This window comes from Bacteroidota bacterium, assembly GCA_016715945.1.
Lineage (GTDB): Bacteria > Bacteroidota > Bacteroidia > Bacteroidales > F082 > JALNZU01.
This window is the reverse complement of the sequence record JADJXJ010000001.1, coordinates 496034-514254: the sequence shown is the minus strand read 5'-3', so window position 1 is coordinate 514254 and position 18221 is coordinate 496034. Positions and strand designations below refer to the sequence as shown.

Here is an 18221-nt window from a genome sequence, read left to right as displayed (position 1 = left end):
ACTTTTGCGTGCGTTTTTGCGCTGCACAGACATGAGTATCCGTAACAATCTGCAAGCCATCAGGCAACACCTTCCAGGCCATGTGAAACTCATCGCCGTTTCGAAGACCATGCCCAATGCCCTGATCATGGAGGCATATGAGGCCGGTCAGCGTGCGTTTGGCGAAAACAAAGCACAGGAGCTCTCGGCCAAGCAACCGCAGCTGCCCGGAGATTGTGAATGGCACTTTATCGGTCACCTGCAAACCAACAAAGTGAAATACATTGCACCTTTTGTGCACATGATCCACTCGGTCGACAGCCTGAAGCTGATTCAGGAGATCAACAAGCAAGCCGCCAAACACAACCGCGTCATTCCCTGCCTGCTCCAGTTTCATATTGCGGAAGAAGAAACCAAATTTGGGCTCGACAGGGAAGAAGCCGATCAATTGCTTAACTTTTTGTCAACCAATCCTTTGCCTAATGTCATGATTTCCGGCGTCATGGGAATGGCTACCTACACAGACGATATGCAGCAGGTGCGCAAGGAGTTTGTTCACCTGCGCAACATCTTCGATGAGCTGAAACGCGGATATTTTGCTGATATGGAGTGGTTTAAAGAAATTTCAATGGGCATGACCAATGATTATCGGGTGGCAGTGGAAGAAGGTTCTACCATGGTCCGCATTGGCAGCGCCATTTTTGGCGAAAGAAATTACCAATAAAACAAACCAGATGATTTATCTCCTTTTCGCGCTCGGATTTGTGCTGCTGATCTATGGGGCGAAGCTTTTTGTAGATGGTGCAGTATCCGTTGGCATACATTCCAGGCTGTCGCCTTTGGTCATAGGTCTCACAGTAGTCGCATTTGGCACTTCGTTGCCTGAACTGGTGGTCAACATTTTTGCAGCTATCAAAGGCAGCACCGGACTTGCGATAGGTAATGTGCTGGGCTCCAATATTGTAAATATCCTTGGGGTAATTGGCATTACTGCCTTGATATACCCATTTCATGTGGACCGGCCATCGATGCGGCGCGACCTGCCATTTGGGGTGTTGGTTACGCTGTTGCTCCTTTTGATGGGCAACGGATATTTTATCGGAAGCGCCAAAACGATTACACGTATCGAGGGTATAGCCATGCTGTTGATTTTCGGCGGATACCTTACCTGGCTAATCCGGATCGGACAGACACCGGAAGAAGCCTCGGAATTCGAAGGCAAAACACCCGAAACGTGGCCTAAAACTCTGCTCATGCTTGCCGGAGGCCTGGCAGGAATGTACCTGGGCGGAGAATGGGTAAGCGATGGGGCAATTTTTATTGCGGGTCAGCTGGGCGTTTCGGAAGGCGCCATTGGCCTGACTATTGTTGCCTTTGCCACCAGCCTGCCCGAATTGGCCACAAGCGTGGTGGCTGCTCTTAAGAAAAATGTTGGTATTGTTATGGGCAATGTCCTGGGCTCCAACATCATAAACATACTCATTGTATTGGGCACCACGGCAGTGATCAAACCCATAGCCATGCCCCTCGACATGAATGTGGAAGTTGTGCTGGTTATTTTGGCCAACCTGGCATTGCTCATGGCCGTCAAAATTGGCCGTGGTTTGCACCTTTCGCGACTCGAAGGTGCATTATTGGTTGCGCTTTATATCGGATTTATATTTTTCTCCTTCAGCTTCAACTAATTGACCGGATATACCAAAGGCGCATCCGGGCCAATGGGCCAGCCAAGACTCATCCAGATAACCAGGATAACGGTCCAGACAACTGTAAACACAAGGCTGTAGGGAAGCATCAGGGCGATGATGGTGCCGATACCGGCCTTTTTATCGTATTGCTGCACAAAAGCCACAATCAGTGCAAAGTAGGACATCATGGGTGAAATGATGTTGGTGACAGAATCGCCAATGCGGTACACCACCTGTGTAAGCTCCGGACTGTAGCCCAGCAACATAAACATAGGTACGAAAACAGGTGCCATAATGGTCCATTTGGCCGAAGCACTTCCCATTACAAGGTTGATTACCGCCGTAAGCAGAATAAAACCAATCATCAGCGGAATGCTCCCAAGCCCGGAAGCCTGAAGCACCGAAGCACCTTCGATGGCAAAAATCAATCCCAGATTGGTCCAGCGGAAGTAGGCCACAAACTGCGCAGCAAAAAACACCAGCACAATGTAGGTACCCATGGTCTCCATCGATTTACCCATGCCTTTCATGATGTCGCTATCGCTTTTTATTGTCCCGGCCCCAATGCCATAAGCAATACCCATAATGGAGGCCGAAATGAAAATGATGGCCACAATGCCACTCATGAAAGGAGAATGCAACAGGCTCCCTGTTTCGGGATCGCGCAGAAAACCATCAGCAGGCAGAATACCCCAAAGCATCAGGGCACCAAACACCACAGCTGCAACCAAAGCATACCAAAGGCCCTTGCGCTCAGCGGCACTCAATTTATCAATCTGATCATTATCTGCGCCATTATCCGCTTTGCCGAGGCGAGGTTCGACAATTCGCTCCGTGACCCATGTGCCGGCAAACGCAATAAAGAAGGTGGAGACAGCCAGAAAATAATAGTTGGCAGCCGGATTCACGAGGTAATCCTTATCTATGATATGAGCGGCTTCCTGGGTGAGGCCCGCCAGCAAAGGATCGATGGTTCCGAGCAGCAGGTTGGCGCTGTATCCACCTGATACACCGGCAAAAGCCGCTGCAAGTCCGGCAATTGGATGACGTCCGACGGCTTTGAAAATCACTGCACTCAGAGGCACCAGAAGCACATAGCCCACTTCGCTTGCCGTGTTCGACATGATGCCGGCAAAAACAATGACGAAGGTGAGAATGCGTTGCGGAGCCGACAGCACCAGCAACCTCAACGCTGCGCCTATCAGACCGCTTCCTTCGGCAATGCCAATGCCCAGCATAGCCACCAGTACCACGCCGAGCGGAGCAAATTCCGTGAAATTGGTTACGGTTTTTTTCAGAATCATATGCAGCCCCTCAACCGAAAGCAGATTGAAAGGCTGAATAGACTTGCCTGTGCCGGGATGCACTACTTCGAGATGAAACTGCGCTGCCACCCACGACAGCAGGATGACCAGAAAGGCGAGTCCGGCAAACAAGGTAGCCGGGTGTGGAAAGGCGTTGCCTACACGTTCTACAGTGTGTAAAAAGGCATCAAAAAAACCGCGACGCGGTTGGTTCGATTGAGTCATCAGCAAAATTTTCGGCCAAAACTAAGGCAATCAACTAAAAAAGGATTATTAAGAAAAGTTAATAACGGCAATGGCCATGGCGCTGCGCAGCAAATACAGGTCATGTGTCGTCCGAAATCAATCACTGAAAATGCAAAACATATCTGCTGAGGGATTGATAACCGGGACGATTTCACATCAAATCATACCGGCAACATAAGCCATCTCTCATACATGCCCGTACTTTCCTAACTTTGGACAACTAAGAAATTGTCCATGCCAAATCGTATATCATTGTTAGCCATCACCTTGATGACCTTTACCACCCTATATGCCTGCTCCAAAACAAGCGAAAATCCGGATCCCGAGCCTGATTACAAAACTTTTTCCTCGGTGCGGGAGTTTCAGGGTAAATTGCAGCAATTGGCTGCCATTGCCGACAGCGCTGTTCGCACCCAGCGAATCAACATGCTGTGGGACAGTCTGAAAGCACATGCTGAGATCCCATTCAGGCGCAACGACACCGCTTTGTTTTTGTACAAAGCCAGTGGAATCACCAACATCCGCTGGGCAGGCGATTTCAACGGATGGAGTGCCAACAGTCCGGGCTGGAGCGGGGAACGCCTCGAAGGAACCAATATCTGGTGGCTGCTGAAGACTTTTCCACCGGATGCCCGTCTGGATTACAAGGTGGTTGTCAATGGCAACTGGCTGCTCGACACCGACAATCCTTATGTGCAATACAGCGGTTTTGGCCCCAATTCCGAGCTTCGCATGCCCGAATGGCAATTTCCGCAGGAAACCGTCCTTCAGCCGGGCGTTGTCCGCGGCACACTTGGCAATCCCATGCTGATCACATCCTCACCCCAAAATCTGGGCTATCAGGTACGGTATAGGGTGTACCTCCCTCACAATTACAACAATATCAATAAATTGCCAGTAATTTACGTAACCGATGGGCACGAATACGCCGACGACCGGCTCGGAGCAATGCTTATCGTGATGGACAATCTGATACATCAGGGAAAGATCGAACCCATCATAGCTGTGTTCATCGATCCGCGCGACCCGGCCACAGGCAACAATCGCCGCATGAGCGAGTACAGGGCCAACATCAGGTTTGCCAACTTTGTGGCCGATGAGCTGGTGCCGGCTATCGACCAAAACTTCAAAACCGATACGGCCTCAGCACGCAGAGCCATCCTCGGCACCTCGCTCGGAGGCTGGAACTCCGCCTACTTCGGGCTGATGCGCCCCGACAGGTTCAAACTCATTGGCATTCACTCCCCTGCTTTCGACAATGCCATCATTCAAAACTACCAGCAAAGTCCGAAGCTACCCCTGAAAATATTTATGAGTACCGGAACCATTTCCGATACGCAAAACCAGGCCAGAAACATGAAAGCAGTGCTCGACGAAAAAGGCTATCCGCTGCGCTACATCGAGGTCAACCAGGGCCACTCATGGGGAAACTGGCGGGCTTTGATTGATGAACCGCTCGAGTATTTCTTCCCTGCAAAATAAACCTTGACGTTTACTCGGAAACTCCCAATGGCAAGGCCTTTATTGGCGTAGTAGGTCTGATAAACAACTTCTTAAAAGCTCATCTCAGCACCACATCTTCGACAATTTTATAGCCTGCAACCTCATTCAGTTTGCTGATTAGCAGCGTTTTGGCATAAAGCAGCTCATTGCGCAGGGCGTCTGAGTCCAGATACACAAAAAGCACCCCGTTTTGAAGGTGGATGTCGGTGGTGTGTGAAGCAATGTAACTGCCCACAATGCTTTCCCATGCCTGCACCACCCGGGCCGCATCCCATTGGTCTTTGAGGTTGTAACGTCTCAGCAGCTCTTCAATTACCTCACCCAGAGGCTGTTCATTGCTTTTGCCCATTAGCATTGAGGTGTTGATCCCAGGAAATGACCTGACCCTGGGAAACATAAAAAATTTTGTGCGGAATATCGGTGTGCGCAAACAGCTGCATGATGCGTTCGGCCTGGGTGTCGGTGATAAAGACCTGACCAAAAAGATCGCCGCTCACCAGCTCGATGAGGTATTGCACACGGCGGTCGTCGAGCTTATCGAAAATATCGTCGAGCAACAGGATGGGTTTCATCTGTTTTTTCGATGCAGTGTGCTCAAACTGAGCGAGCTTGAGTGCTATTGCATATGACTTCTGCTGACCTTGCGAACCGAATTTTTTCAGTGGCATGCCATTGAGGTAAAAACTGAGGTCGTCGCGGTGGATGCCCCTGCTGGTGTAACCAAGCTGCACATCGCGTGCAAAACTTTCGCGGAGAATCTCATCGAAGGGCTGATCTGCCAGGGTGCTTTCGTAAGCGAGCTCTGCAACTTCTGCGCTGCCACTCAGGCTGGCATAATATCTGGCAAACACCGGCACATATTCGCCAATAAAAGCAGACCTGCGTTCGTAAATGAGCCTGCCTGAAGGCAGCAATTGTTCATCCCAGAGGGCGACAAGCGATGGATCGGGGCCTTGAGGCGATGCGTTGCGGAAAAGGGTATTGCGTTGCATCAGGGCTTTGTTGTAGCGGATCAGGGCATCAAGATAAACGGGATCGTACTGGGCGATCATGCTGTCGAGGAATTTCCGCCTGAGTTCGCTGCCATCGTTGATCAGGTCGCGATCGTAAGGCGACACCATGACCAACGGAATGCGTCCGATGTGGTCGGCCAGTCGGTCGAGCTCTTTTTTGTCGATCCTGAACGATTTTTTCTGGTTCCGGCGTTGCACACACTGCACCCTGAACTGGTCACTGCTGTTCACATAGATCCCGTCGATACTGAAAAGCTCACCCCCGTTGCGGATGTTTTGCTGGTCCTGCAGATTGAAATAACTCTTGCAATATGAGAGGTAGTGGATGCTGTCGAGCAGGTTGGTCTTGCCGGCTCCATTATTGCCAATGAAGCAATTGATGCGCTCCGAGAAATCCAGGGTGGCGCCGGCGCAGTTTTTAAAATCGAGCAAATGTAACTTACTCAGGTGCATGCAGGATTGTTGTGCCGGCACAAAGTTAACAAAAAGCCCCGGCAAGCCTGCGATCAGCGGAAAGCGTCAAGATTAGTGCTAACAGTCAGGTAGTTAGGCGAGCCTACCACATGAAAGGTAGAGCGTGAATAATCGATGCTGAATTTTGATACCCTGATGCCAACTCCCCAGGCAAAACCTACCAGTGCAGGCTTATCGGGTATGAGCATCTCCTGCCGTTTGCGGTAATTGTAGCTTCCGCGCAATCGGAGGTTTTTTCCGATGCTGAGCTCACCTCCCATCACAATGTGCCGCATCAGCTGGTCGGCAGTTTTCTCAATGCCTTTCAGTTCGTTTCGCCTGCCTGTAATGGGGTCGATGCGTCCGCGTAGGTCGATGGGGTCCAGATAGGTCAGGTCCCATTTCTGAAGATGATCGTACACGGCAAAAAACCTGAGCGGCAAATGTTCAAGCCGCTGCGAGAAAGCCAGCGACATGGAAAAAGGCATGAACGAAGCCTGACCCGGCAGGTAGGATTTTATCTCGCTGCCGATGTTTCGGGCTATCAGCGCCAGTTCCCAGCCTTCTGGCGAGTGATAAATACCTGCCACGTCGACAGCCAGGCCAAATGAAGTGTACGACTCGTATTGCGAGACCGCCCATTTTGCCTGTGCGCCAATGCTGAAACTGCTGTCAAGCCGCCTCCCCCACCCTATCTTCAGGGCATAATCGGCAGCGCCAAACCTGCCCGATCGTTGTCCTGCCTCGTCGGCGTATTCAAAACGACCGTAATTGTGATACTGCAGCCCGGCCGCAAAATCCCCGAACTTATCGAACGAGCGCCCATATTGCAGATTGGTAAACCTGACATCGGCAAAGTAATCCACAAATGCAAGATTTAACTGATTGTGCATCTGGGGGTTGATCAGCGCAGGATTGAACTGCACAAACTGCAGGTCGTTGTCCACACCGGTTTGGGGCACGCCCCCGAGGGCAGCCAATCGCGAACTGACCGCCGCCTCGAGAAAACTATATGTGCCTCGTCCTGTGGGCTGGGCATTGGTCAGATAACCTGAAAGTAAGCCAAGTATCAATAGAAAACTTGCCGTTGTGTTTGTATAAATCTTCATCCGCGAATATTCTTGTTGCAGTAACGATGTGCACCTCTGATTATTGCCAGTGATATGGAACCGGCAAAGTAAGCAAAACCTGTCCTTACTTCTCGCCCTTTCCTGAGAAATCTGCACTCAAACCCGGATTGAAGCGTTAACTTTACCCCCAAAACAATAAACAAATGTCGCTTTTCAGGGTTTTGTTGTGCATTTTGTTTCCTCCGCTGGCTGTGCTTGACAAAGGCTGCGGTTCGGTGCTCATTGTATTTTTGCTGACACTCGCAGGCTGGGTGCCCGGTGTGATTGCTGCATTGATAATCAACAATAAAAAGTGAATTTCGTCCGCCTTATCCACACGATGTCCGGCAATCATATGACCATTACCATCGTTAGTCACCCAGCGATTTCATACATTTTTTGCGCCCCTGGCATGCTAAAAAGGAGAATACTTTCCATTCTTCAAGGCAAAAATGCGGGCAGGTTATATAAGCTTCAAACCATGATTCGAATGTGTAAAATCCCGCGCCATCTTTCGGCACCCACAACGGTGTTTCTGTTGTTGTGGTCGGCATTTGCTCTGGCGCAACCCCAGAAGATTGTGCTTCAACCAGAGATGTTTTACAATTGCAGCACCAAAGGCGATGCCTGGCTGCTTTCCGATGAACAGCAACTGGCCGGCGACCCCGCTTCGGGACAGGCGGGCAATCCTGAAACGGTGTTTTTTCCCGGCTGGCCTCATCAGGACATCTACTACCCGGCGGATGTGATCATTGACCTTGGCGTAAACCATTATATTTCAAGCATCTGGGTTTTCGACGTGAACGACAGCGACACCTTGCGATTTTTCACAGGCAACCCTGCCTCGTGGTTGCCAGCCGGCTTTATTGTGCTTGACCAGTGGAACTCGTGGCGCCAGCATACGGTTAACCGCCAGAGCCGTTTTCTGATGCTCAGGTTCAGGTCGCCGTCCTGCCGGATTGCCGAAATTGTTGTTTACGGCAATCCATTGGGTACTCCTGCTCCCGGGCCTCAGCCACAGTTGCATGCACCCAAACCAATGCATCAGCTTATTGGCGTAAACGGTTTTGTTGACGATCCCCTGCTTCGCCTCAGGGCTGCCGGCAGCATGCGCGAATACCACGACTGGCAGTGGGACGAAGGCAATACCGATCCCACCTATCCGGGCTACCCCAATAACCAATATGCCTGGAGTCCGAGCTGGGTAAGCGGTCCCGGTTGGGGCTGGGATTTTGATGACTTTTACTCCCGGCTAAAACAGGCCGGCATCACAGTGAGCCCCGTGCTTCAGGGAGCCGCTCCTTATATTACCGGTTTCAACGACAGCCTTGCCCAGCACAAGCCCATTACCGGAGCCAAAGACCCGCTCCTGCCCTTCTCCTACATCGAACATGCTGATTACATGTACCAGTTTGCTGCGCGCTATGGCAAAACAAATGTGCCGGCAAGCATGCTCAAACTCAGGCCAGGTCAGCCCGTGGTCTCGGGACTTGGTCTGGTCGAATACCTCGAAAACTGGAACGAACCCGACAAATGGTGGTTCAGTCGGGGCGGCTACTTTCATCCTTTTGAATTTGCAGCCATGTGCAGCGCCGATTTTGATGGGCACGAGGGAAGTCTGGGACCAGGAAAAGGCATGAAAACCGCTGATCCACAGATAAAAATGGTCATGGGCGGGCTGGCCAGCCTCAACCTGGAATATGTACGCTGCATGAAGCTGTGGAGCGATTTCAACCGCACACAAGGATTTCCGGCTGATGTGCTCAACTTTCACCATTACAGCCAGAACGGACAGCATGGCATAAGCCCAGAGGACGACAGCCTGATGATGAAGCTGAGCAGGCTTGTTCAATGGCGCAACCAATACCTGCCGGGAAAAGAAGTCTGGCTGTCGGAATTTGGCTACGACACCAATCCCGAAAGCCTGATTGCCAGCCGTCCGACGGGCAATGCCGACGCTCAGGAAATGCAGGGCCGCTGGCTACTCCGAAGCCTGCTTGTTGCCGCAGCAGCCGGTGTGGACAAGGCACACATCTTCATGCTGCGCGATGTGAACCACCCTGACCCAAATATATACAACAGCAGCGGACTCACGGGTGAAATCTGGTTCGGTCATCAACCCAAGAAATCGTGGTACTATGTGCATACTTTTACGAGGCTTTTGCACAACCAGTACTACCGCAGCGAGCAGCCCACCACCGACAACCGGGTGATGGCCTACCGTTTCGGAACCGCACAATCCGATACCCTTACCGAGGTCGTCTGGTGCCGGACCTCATCCGACCTGAGCATTTCCAATTATGCCCATCCTGTCAATCTGCCTCCCGGCGACTGGTTTGCGCAGGTTTTCACCCTCGTTGCCCACGATACCATCCCCATTCTGCATCAGCCCATCTGGAACAACGGAAAACTGATGCTTGAAGTGAGCGAACTCCCCTTGTTTATCAGATTCATCAAAACCGGCAACGGCACATCGTCCAGCCTGCACATCCCTTTCCACCTCTTTGGCACAGGCGACCCTGCCCTGTCAGCCACTGCAGGAAACCGGTTTTGTGCGACCATCTACCGCCCCGGGCAAACGGATACTGCAATCACCCAATGCCAGCAAAACAACGACCATATAATTTATTTTCAGGAACTTCCATCAGGCATTCCCCTCGGCATCCGCATCTTCGAGCAAACCGCATCAAGCTTGCTTGGAAGTGGCTGGTTCTGGAACAACTGGGGCGGCATAACCGGTGTTGACGCATTGATTTTAGGTTATATGGCCACCCAAAACCCAATAACTGCCCAGCTGCAGTGGGTTGGTCCGCCACCTTACAGCCAACTGGCTCAAAAAGTGGCAGATATCAACAGCAGCGGTTCCATCACAGCGCTCGATGCCCTAATGCTGTTATACCGTGCTGCCGGCGTTCCCGAGATGAGCCCCTTTCCCGGGGGCGCACCCAACCATGCCCTTGGGCTTAAAGCACTTACCTCAGTCCAGGAACCCGTCTTTCCATCACCGCCCGAGTTGCTGGCAGTACCGGAAGGAAACTTTCAGCCTGCTAACCCGCAAGAAAACTTTTCTTACACTGCCATTCTATCACCCCTCAATCCCGGCGAGAACTACATTGCGGCATCCATTCTTACGCTCGGAAACATTAACGCTTCAGCCCATTGAAGATCAGCTGACTTAATATTAAACCATCCAGCTGATTATCATTTATAAATCATCCCGTTCTTTACCGATCCTAAAGAATCTGCAGCCACCCGCTGAAGTCATGCTGCTGCTTTTACGTATTTGCTGATCGCAATCAGGGCGCGTTTTTTTTCGCAAAGTCAAGGCTGCAGCGCAGATTGCAGAATATTATTGGCTATTTTTAAGCCAAAATTCCGTTTCATGAATTCAACACCGTTCAAATCTTTAGTTGCGCTCTTTGTCGCATTGCTGGCCTTCTCGTGCCAGAAAAAAGATCAACCTGCAGATATTCAAAAAGTGATCGGGCCACCAACAGAACTACCTGCCAAAGATGTATTGTATCCTGAGCTACTCTGGATGATGGGCCGCATTGGCGAAGTGCAGGCTTCACCCGACGGCAGCCGCCTGCTGCTGACCATCACCTACTACGATTTGCAGGAAAACAAAGGAAACACCGACCTCTGGATGATGAATGCTGATGGCAGCGACTTCAGACGCATCACTGTGACGGCTTTTGGTGAGTTCAACCCGCGATGGAAGGACAACGAAACCATTCTGTTCCTCTCGTCCGAGGATGGCAGTGTGCAGCTTTGGGAAAGCAAGACCGACGGGAGTGCAAAAAAGAAACTCAGCAACATTGAGAAAGGCCTGAATGGCTTCAACCTGTCGCCCGACGGAAGCAAAATTGTCTTTACGTCCGACGTGAAAGTCAACCCGACCACCACCGACCTCCACCCCGACCTGCCAAAGACTACCGGACGCATACAAACCGACCTGATGTACAGGCACTGGGATCATTGGGTGGACGATTTCAGCCATGTGTTTGTAGCCGATTTCGGACCTGAAGGAATCAGCAACCCAAAAGACATCATGGAAGGCGAGCCCTGGGAATCGCCCCTAAGGCCCTTTGGTGGCATGGAACAAATCAGCTGGAGTCCCGACGGCAAGATTGTCGTTTACACTGCCCGCAAAAGAACCGGCATGGCTTATGCCAAATCCACCAACAGCGACTTGTATGCCTGTAATCTCGAAACAGGACAAACCACCAACCTCACCGAAGGCATGATGGGCTACGACCAAAACCCTGTGTTTTCGCCCGATGGAAAATATCTTGCATGGGAAAGCATGGAACGCGACGGGTATGAAGCCGACAAAATCAGGCTTTTTGTGATGAACCTCGAAACCGGCGAAAAACAATACCTCACCAAAGATTTCGATCAAAATGTGCACAGCCTGGTTTGGAGCCCCGACAACAGCAAAATTTATTTCACCAGCAATTGGCATGCCCTTGATCAGGTTTATAGCATTAACCTGACAAATAACGAGATACGAAAGATAACCGAGGGTGTGCACTCCTACACCGAAGTACTGCTTGCCGGCGACCGCCTCATCGGTAAGCGCATGTCGATGTCGTCGCCCGTGGAGTTGTTTGCCATTGATGAGCAATCGGGCGGGCAGCAGCAAATCACATTCGTCAATAAAACCATCTTCAACAACATCCGGCTGGGTAAGATCGAGGAACGCTGGCTGACCACCACCGACAACAAACAGATGCACACCTGGGTGATTTACCCGCCCGATTTCGATCCGGCAAAGAAGTATCCTGCCCTGCTCTATTGCCAGGGAGGACCACAAAGCACCGTCAGTCAGTTCTGGTCGTTCCGGTGGAACCTCCAGCTTATGGCTGCCAACGGGTATATCGTGGTAGCACCCAACAGGCGCGGTCTTCCAGGCTTTGGCCAGGAGTGGCTCGAGCAAATCAGCGGGGATTACGGCGGCCAAAATATGCGCGATTACCTGACTGCCATTGATGCCCTGGCCAAAGAACCTTATGTGGATGAACAACGGCTTGGCGCTGTCGGTGCAAGCTATGGCGGATTCTCGGTGTATTGGCTGGCCGGACACCACAACAAACGCTTTAAAGCCTTCATTGCCCACAACGGCATGTTCAACCTCGAGCAACAGTACCTCGAAACCGAAGAAATGTGGTTTGTTGACTGGGACCTTGGCGGACCATACTGGGACAAAAACAACAAGGTTGCCCAATGGTCGTATGCCAACTCACCCCACCGGTTTGTGGACAAGTGGGACACCCCTATACTTGTGATTCACAGCGAGAAAGACTATCGCATAGTTGCCTCCCAGGGAATGGCCGCCTTCAATGCAGCCATCCTGCGTGGGGTGCCAGCCCAATACCTCTACTTCCCCGACGAAAACCACTGGGTGCTTAAGCCACAAAACAGCGTACTCTGGCAGCGCACTTTCTTCGGCTGGCTCGACAAATGGCTAAAAACCAGCTGATCAAAGCGAAAAAATTTAGTTGTAAAAGTATAATTCATCAGCTACTTTTGCATGTATGCAAATTGCTAACAACCAGCATTGAGCTTAAAAAAAGATGAACTTAACCACAAAAAATTAATATTATGAAAATCACCGTAGTAGGCACAGGTTATGTAGGTCTGGTCACCGGTACATGTTTTGCCGAAGTGGGCATCGATGTTGTATGCGTTGACATTGATGTCAATAAGATCGAAAACCTCAACAAAGGCATCATACCAATCTATGAGCCCGGACTCGAAGACATGGTGCACCGCAACATGCAGAAAAACCGTCTGAGCTTTTCAACCGAGCTTGGCCCCCACCTGAAAGACAGTCAGGTGATTTTCAGTGCGGTTGGTACACCTCCGGACGAAGATGGCAGTGCCGACCTCAAATACGTGCTCGATGTGGCACGTCAGGTTGGCGAAAACATGGAAGATTACATCCTGATGGTGACCAAAAGTACCGTGCCTGTCGGCACAGCCGAAAAAGTACGGGCCGAGATACGTAAAGCCCTGGAAAAGAGAGGTCTGGACATACCATTCGACGTAGCCTCCAACCCTGAGTTCCTCAAAGAAGGCGCCGCCATCGACGACTTTATGAAACCCGACCGTATTGTGGTCGGCGTTGACAGTCCCAAAGCCGAGGAGATCATGAAGCGCCTCTACAAACCATTTACCCTCAATGGTCATCCGGTGATTTTTATGGACATCGTTTCGGCCGAAATGACCAAATATGCTGCCAATGCCATGCTGGCCACCAAGATCAGTTTCATGAACGACATTGCCAACCTCTGCGAAATCGTGGGCGCCGATGTGAATATGGTGCGCAAAGGTATTGGCTCCGACCGGCGTATCGGACCTTACTTCATTTATCCCGGTACAGGTTACGGTGGTTCATGCTTCCCAAAAGACGTTAAAGCACTCATCCACACTGCAAAACAATATGGCTACAACCTGCGGGTGCTGCAGGCTGTGGAAGAAGTGAACGAAGACCAGAAATCCATCCTGTTCAACAAGCTCAACAAATACTACAACGGCGACCTTAAAGGAAAGACCATTGCGGTTTGGGGACTTTCGTTCAAACCCAATACCGACGATATGCGCGAAGCCCCATCGAGGGTGGTTATCGCCAAATTGCTCGAAGCCGGAGCCATCGTCAGGGCCTACGACCCTGTGGCCATGCACGAAGCCAAACGCATATTCAACGACAGGATTGAGTTTGCCAAAGACCAGTACGATGCCCTGGTGGATGCCGACGCCCTGGTGGTGGTTACCGAGTGGTCGGAATTCAAATTCCCCAACTTCCGGGTAATCAAAAAACTCCTGCGCAGACATGTCATCTTCGATGGCCGCAACATCTACGATGCCAAGGAAATGAAAGCCGAAAACATCGATTACTTCTGCATCGGTATCAACACCCAAAAGGTGTGAACTGATCCCGTTTTTACCCCACAAAGCAAAACGAAAACCATCGGATGAAACGAATTCTTGTAACCGGAGGAGCAGGGTTTATCGGCTCGCACCTGTGCGACAGGCTGATAGCTCAGGGCCACGATGTGGTTTGCCTCGACAACTATTTTACCGGACGAAAAAAAAATGTGGCACACCTCATCGGGCATCCCTATTTTGAGCTTGTCCGTCACGATGTGACCGCACCCTATTTTGCCGAGGTGGACGAAATTTACAACCTGGCCTGCCCTGCTTCGCCGGTACACTATCAGTACAACCCCATCAAAACCATCAAAACCTCCGTGATGGGAGCCATCAACATGCTCGGCCTGGCCAAACGAATCAAAGCCAAAGTGTTGCAGGCATCCACGAGCGAGGTATATGGCAACCCTGAACAACATCCCCAGAAAGAGACTTACTGGGGACATGTGAATCCCATTGGGCCGCGTTCGTGCTACGACGAAGGCAAGCGCTGCGCCGAGACCCTGTTTATGGACTACCACATCCAGAATAATGTGCGGATCAAAATCATCCGGATTTTCAATACCTATGGGCCGCGCATGCACCCCAACGACGGACGTGTAGTTTCGAACTTCATCGTGCAAGCCCTCAAAGGTGAAGATATCACCATCTATGGCGACGGAATGCAGACCCGCAGCTTTCAGTATGTGGACGATCTGCTCAATGGCATGATCGCCATGATGGAAGCACCAGACGATTTCATCGGGCCGGTCAACATTGGCAATCCGGGCGAATTCACCATGAACGAACTTGCCGAGATGATCCTCAGGCTCACCGGCAGCAAATCGAAGATCGTATATCTGCCTCTGCCTCAGGATGATCCGATGCAGCGACGGCCCGATATCAGCCTCGCCAAAGAAAAGCTGGGCTGGGAACCCCGCATCCCGCTCGAACAGGGACTCATCAAAACCATTGAGTACTTCGAAAAAGAACTGACCGGATCAAACAACTGATAACCATGAACATCCTTGTTACTGGTTCGCGTGGTCAGCTGGGTTACGAACTGCAACGCATCGCCGCTACCGACAGGGTGCACCAATGGCATTTTACGGATGTGGCAGAGCTGGATATCACCAGCCGCGATGCGGTGAAGGGTTATTTTCAGGCGCACGATATTGATATCTGTATCAACTGTGCCGCCTACACTGCCGTGGATAAAGCCGAAGACGAACCGGAAAAAGCGTTGCTGATCAACGCCGAAGCCGTAGGCAATCTGGCCGACGCATGCTTATTGAACAAGGCCCTGCTGGTGCATGTGAGCACCGACTATGTTTTCGACGGACGCCACTTTAAGCCCTATGAGGAAACACATCCCATTGCCCCGGTTTCGGCTTATGGCAAAAGCAAGGCCGAAGGCGAAGCCATCCTCGCCGGCCACCAGGCAAGCAGCATCATCATCCGCACTTCCTGGCTCTACAGCGCCCATGGGTTAAATTTTGTCAAGACCATGCGCAAACTCGGAAGCGAGCGTGTGGAGTTAAATGTGGTGTACGACCAGATTGGCACCCCAACCTGGGCCGCCGACCTGGCAAGGGTAATCGTGATTTTCGCCGACCGCTACGACCGCCACCCGGTGAAAGAGATTTACCATTTCAGCAACGAAGGCGTGACGAGCTGGTACGATTTTGCCCTGCAAATCATGGAGCTCTCGGGCCTCAACTGCAAGATTAACCCCATTCCGTCCTCAGCCTGGCCGGCAAAGGCCACGCGTCCGTTTTACAGTGTGCTGGCAAAAGAAAAAATCAAGAACCAGCTCCAGATCAGCATACCACATTGGAAATCAAGCCTGATCAAATGCCTGGAGGAACTCAATGGATAAGGGCAGCCGTGGCATGCTCGCCATGCAGATTTACGATGCAGCACGAGAAGTGCACCAAACCATCGGTGCCGGAATGCTCTACGGAGTTTTCCAGGCCTGCCTGATCCATGAGCTGAGGCTCCGCGGATTACGTTTCCGGACCAATGCCCTTGTTGATGTGCACTATAAAGGAATAAGAATTGACGAACGTCTTGTAGCCGACCTCATCGTAGAAGAAAACGTTGTTGTTGAAATTGTAAAAACCTCTGAAAATATTGCCTACCACCTTACCCGGCTGAATACCATTCTGTCGTTCACTGGTATCCAACTGGGCATATTGCTCGACCCATCGGCCGAACGTATTGTTGATGGTTTCAGAAAAGTGATTAACCCTAAAAAACTTTCACAATGAGCCAACAAATTGACCCTCAGATTCTTGAAAAAGCAAAATCGTGGCTTTCGCCCGCTTTCGACGAAGAAACGCGCCAGCAGGTGCAACACCTGATCGATAACGACCCTGCCGAGCTGGCCGAAAGTTTCTACCGAAACCTGGAATTCGGCACAGGCGGATTGCGTGGCATCATGGGCGTGGGCACCAACAGGATGAACAGATACACCGTTGCCATGGCCACCCAGGGACTTGCCAACTACATCCAAAAGATGTTTCCCGGTGAACAGCTCAAGGTGGCCATTGCCCACGACAGCCGCAACAACAGCAGCCATTTTGCGCGCATTACCGCCGAAGTTTTTTCGGCCAACGGCATTCATGTCTATCTGTTCGATGCGCTCAGGCCCACGCCGGAACTCTCCTTTGCCATCCGCCGTCTCGGCTGCCACAGCGGTGTGGTCATCACAGCCTCGCACAACCCCAAAGAATATAACGGCTACAAAGCTTATTGGAATGACGGCGGCCAGCTGATCCCTCCGCACGATAAAAACGTAATTGCTGAAGTAGAAAAAATCAGCAGCCCCGACCAGGTGAACTTCCAGACCCAACCCGAACTGATTCACACCCTGGGTGAAGATTTCGATGATATCTATGTCAACGAAATCAAGGCACTCAGTTTGTCGCCCGGGCTGATTGCCAATGCAGATGATTTTCGCATCGTTTTTACGCCCATCCACGGCTCCACCGTCAAGCTTGTGCCCAAGGCCCTGCGCGCTGTAGGTTTCAGAAACATTTTCACCGTTGAGGCACAGGACATCCCCGACGGCAATTTCCCCACCGTTCATTCACCCAATCCGGAAGAGCCGGCCGCATTGGCCATGGCCATCGAAAAAGCCAAAGAAGTAGATGCCCACATTGTGATGGCCACCGACCCCGACGGCGACCGCGTGGGCATTGCCGTGAAAGACGACAAGGGCCAATATGCCCTGCTCAACGGCAACCAGGCTGCCAGCCTGCTGATCTATTATCTGCTGCACAAATGGCACGAAAACGGCAAGCTCACCGGAAAAGAGTATATCGTTAAAACCATTGTCACCTCAGAGCTGCTGTTCGATATTGCCGACAAATATGGTGTCGGAAAATACGACGTGCTCACCGGCTTTAAATACATTGCCGAAGTGATCAGGTTGCTCGAGGGGCAGCAAAAATTCATCGGAGGAGGCGAGGAAAGCTATGGCTACCTGGTAGGCGACTTTGTGCGCGACAAGGATGCCGTGATCTCCTGCGTGATGCTGGCCGAAACAGCAGCCTGGGCCGAAGCACAGGGCAAAGGCATGTTTGGCATGCTCAAGGAAATTTACAAGGAGTTTGGCTTCTATCGCGAGAAACTGCTCTCAGTCACAAAGAAAGGCATGCAAGGCGCAGCCGAAATCAAGGCCATGATGGAACGCTTCAGGAACAATCCCCCAGCAGAAATCGGAGGCCAGCCCCTGGTGATGATCAAAGACTACCTGCTCCGCATAAGCCGCGACCTGCGCACCGGCGAAGAAAAACCTATTGACCTGCCTAAATCGGACGTGCTTCAGTTATTCACAGCCGATGGAAGCAAGATAAGCATGCGCCCCTCGGGCACTGAACCAAAAATTAAGTTCTATTTCGGCGTCAAAGGCAAACTCGAACGCGTCGAAGATTACCATCAGGTTGAGGCCCAACTCGACAAACAGATCGAGCTCATGCTGGCTTCACTGGGCATCTGAGGATAAAGTCC

The 18221-nt window shown here is 51.4% G+C and carries 15 protein-coding genes; 11 read left to right on the top strand and 4 right to left on the bottom strand.

Annotated elements, in window-relative coordinates:
* Positions 1 to 31 precede the first annotated feature (31 nt).
* Positions 32 to 703 carry a YggS family pyridoxal phosphate-dependent enzyme gene (locus IPM52_01900; protein ID MBK9290379.1) on the top strand — a complete coding sequence of 224 codons (672 nt, stop codon included), beginning with the start codon at positions 32 to 34 and terminating at the stop codon, positions 701 to 703.
* 10 nt (positions 704 to 713) lie between these two features.
* Positions 714 to 1664: a calcium/sodium antiporter gene (locus IPM52_01895; GenBank protein ID MBK9290378.1), complete on the top strand. Its 951-nt coding sequence runs from the start codon at positions 714 to 716 to the stop codon at positions 1662 to 1664.
* Here IPM52_01895 and IPM52_01890 read toward each other — a convergent pair.
* The gene (locus IPM52_01890) at positions 1661 to 3196 is read right to left on the bottom strand and encodes an AbgT family transporter (GenBank protein ID MBK9290377.1); all 1536 of its coding nucleotides are present in this window, start codon (positions 3194 to 3196) and stop codon (positions 1661 to 1663) included. The genes IPM52_01895 and IPM52_01890 overlap by 4 nt on opposite strands.
* Positions 3197 to 3451: 255 nt before the next feature.
* Between IPM52_01890 and IPM52_01885 the strand changes: the two genes are divergently transcribed.
* Positions 3452 to 4699, top strand: a complete 1248-nt coding sequence (locus tag IPM52_01885; protein MBK9290376.1) for a hypothetical protein — start codon at positions 3452 to 3454, stop codon at positions 4697 to 4699.
* Positions 4700 to 4778: 79 nt separating this feature from the next.
* Here IPM52_01885 and IPM52_01880 read toward each other — a convergent pair whose 3' ends face one another.
* Genes IPM52_01880 through porQ form a run of 3 tightly spaced genes read right to left on the bottom strand, consistent with a single transcriptional unit; the run spans position 4779 to position 7295 of the window.
* The gene (locus tag IPM52_01880) at positions 4779 to 5069 is read right to left on the bottom strand and encodes a DUF721 domain-containing protein (protein MBK9290375.1); all 291 of its coding nucleotides are present in this window, start codon (positions 5067 to 5069) and stop codon (positions 4779 to 4781) included.
* Positions 5053 to 6186 carry a DNA replication/repair protein RecF gene (locus IPM52_01875; GenBank protein ID MBK9290374.1) on the bottom strand — a complete coding sequence of 378 codons (1134 nt, stop codon included), beginning with the start codon at positions 6184 to 6186 and terminating at the stop codon, positions 5053 to 5055. The genes IPM52_01880 and IPM52_01875 overlap by 17 nt, the downstream gene beginning before the upstream one ends.
* Positions 6187 to 6239: 53 nt before the next feature.
* The gene (gene porQ, locus IPM52_01870) at positions 6240 to 7295 is read right to left on the bottom strand and encodes a type IX secretion system protein PorQ (GenBank protein MBK9290373.1); all 1056 of its coding nucleotides are present in this window, start codon (positions 7293 to 7295) and stop codon (positions 6240 to 6242) included.
* 164 nt (positions 7296 to 7459) lie between these two features.
* Here porQ and IPM52_01865 point away from each other — a divergent pair, with 164 nt between their 5' ends.
* The 8 genes from IPM52_01865 (at position 7460) to IPM52_01830 (ending at position 18210) form a co-directional block, all read left to right on the top strand.
* Complete coding sequence (locus IPM52_01865; protein MBK9290372.1) at positions 7460 to 7612, top strand: YqaE/Pmp3 family membrane protein; 153 nt, start codon at positions 7460 to 7462, stop codon at positions 7610 to 7612.
* A 173-nt stretch (positions 7613 to 7785) separates the two neighbouring features.
* On the top strand, positions 7786 to 10458 hold the full coding sequence (locus IPM52_01860) for a hypothetical protein (protein MBK9290371.1): 2673 nt from the start codon (positions 7786 to 7788) through the stop codon (positions 10456 to 10458).
* Between the two features lie 219 nt (positions 10459 to 10677).
* The gene (locus IPM52_01855; protein MBK9290370.1) at positions 10678 to 12777 is read left to right on the top strand and encodes a S9 family peptidase; all 2100 of its coding nucleotides are present in this window, start codon (positions 10678 to 10680) and stop codon (positions 12775 to 12777) included.
* 122 nt (positions 12778 to 12899) lie between these two features.
* Positions 12900 to 14228 (top strand): UDP-glucose/GDP-mannose dehydrogenase family protein, encoded by a 1329-nt coding sequence (locus tag IPM52_01850; protein ID MBK9290369.1) that lies wholly within the window; start codon positions 12900 to 12902, stop codon positions 14226 to 14228.
* A gap of 44 nt (positions 14229 to 14272) precedes the next feature.
* On the top strand, positions 14273 to 15220 hold the full coding sequence (locus IPM52_01845; GenBank protein ID MBK9290368.1) for an SDR family oxidoreductase: 948 nt from the start codon (positions 14273 to 14275) through the stop codon (positions 15218 to 15220).
* 5 nt (positions 15221 to 15225) lie between these two features.
* The gene (gene rfbD / locus IPM52_01840; GenBank protein MBK9290367.1) at positions 15226 to 16086 is read left to right on the top strand and encodes a dTDP-4-dehydrorhamnose reductase; all 861 of its coding nucleotides are present in this window, start codon (positions 15226 to 15228) and stop codon (positions 16084 to 16086) included.
* Entirely contained in the window at positions 16079 to 16477 is a 399-nt protein-coding gene (locus IPM52_01835; protein ID MBK9290366.1) for a GxxExxY protein, read from the top strand. Before rfbD ends, IPM52_01835 begins: the two co-directional genes overlap by 8 nt.
* The gene (locus IPM52_01830) at positions 16474 to 18210 is read left to right on the top strand and encodes a phospho-sugar mutase (protein MBK9290365.1); all 1737 of its coding nucleotides are present in this window, start codon (positions 16474 to 16476) and stop codon (positions 18208 to 18210) included. Before IPM52_01835 ends, IPM52_01830 begins: the two co-directional genes overlap by 4 nt.
* The last annotated feature ends 11 nt before the right edge of the window (positions 18211 to 18221 follow it).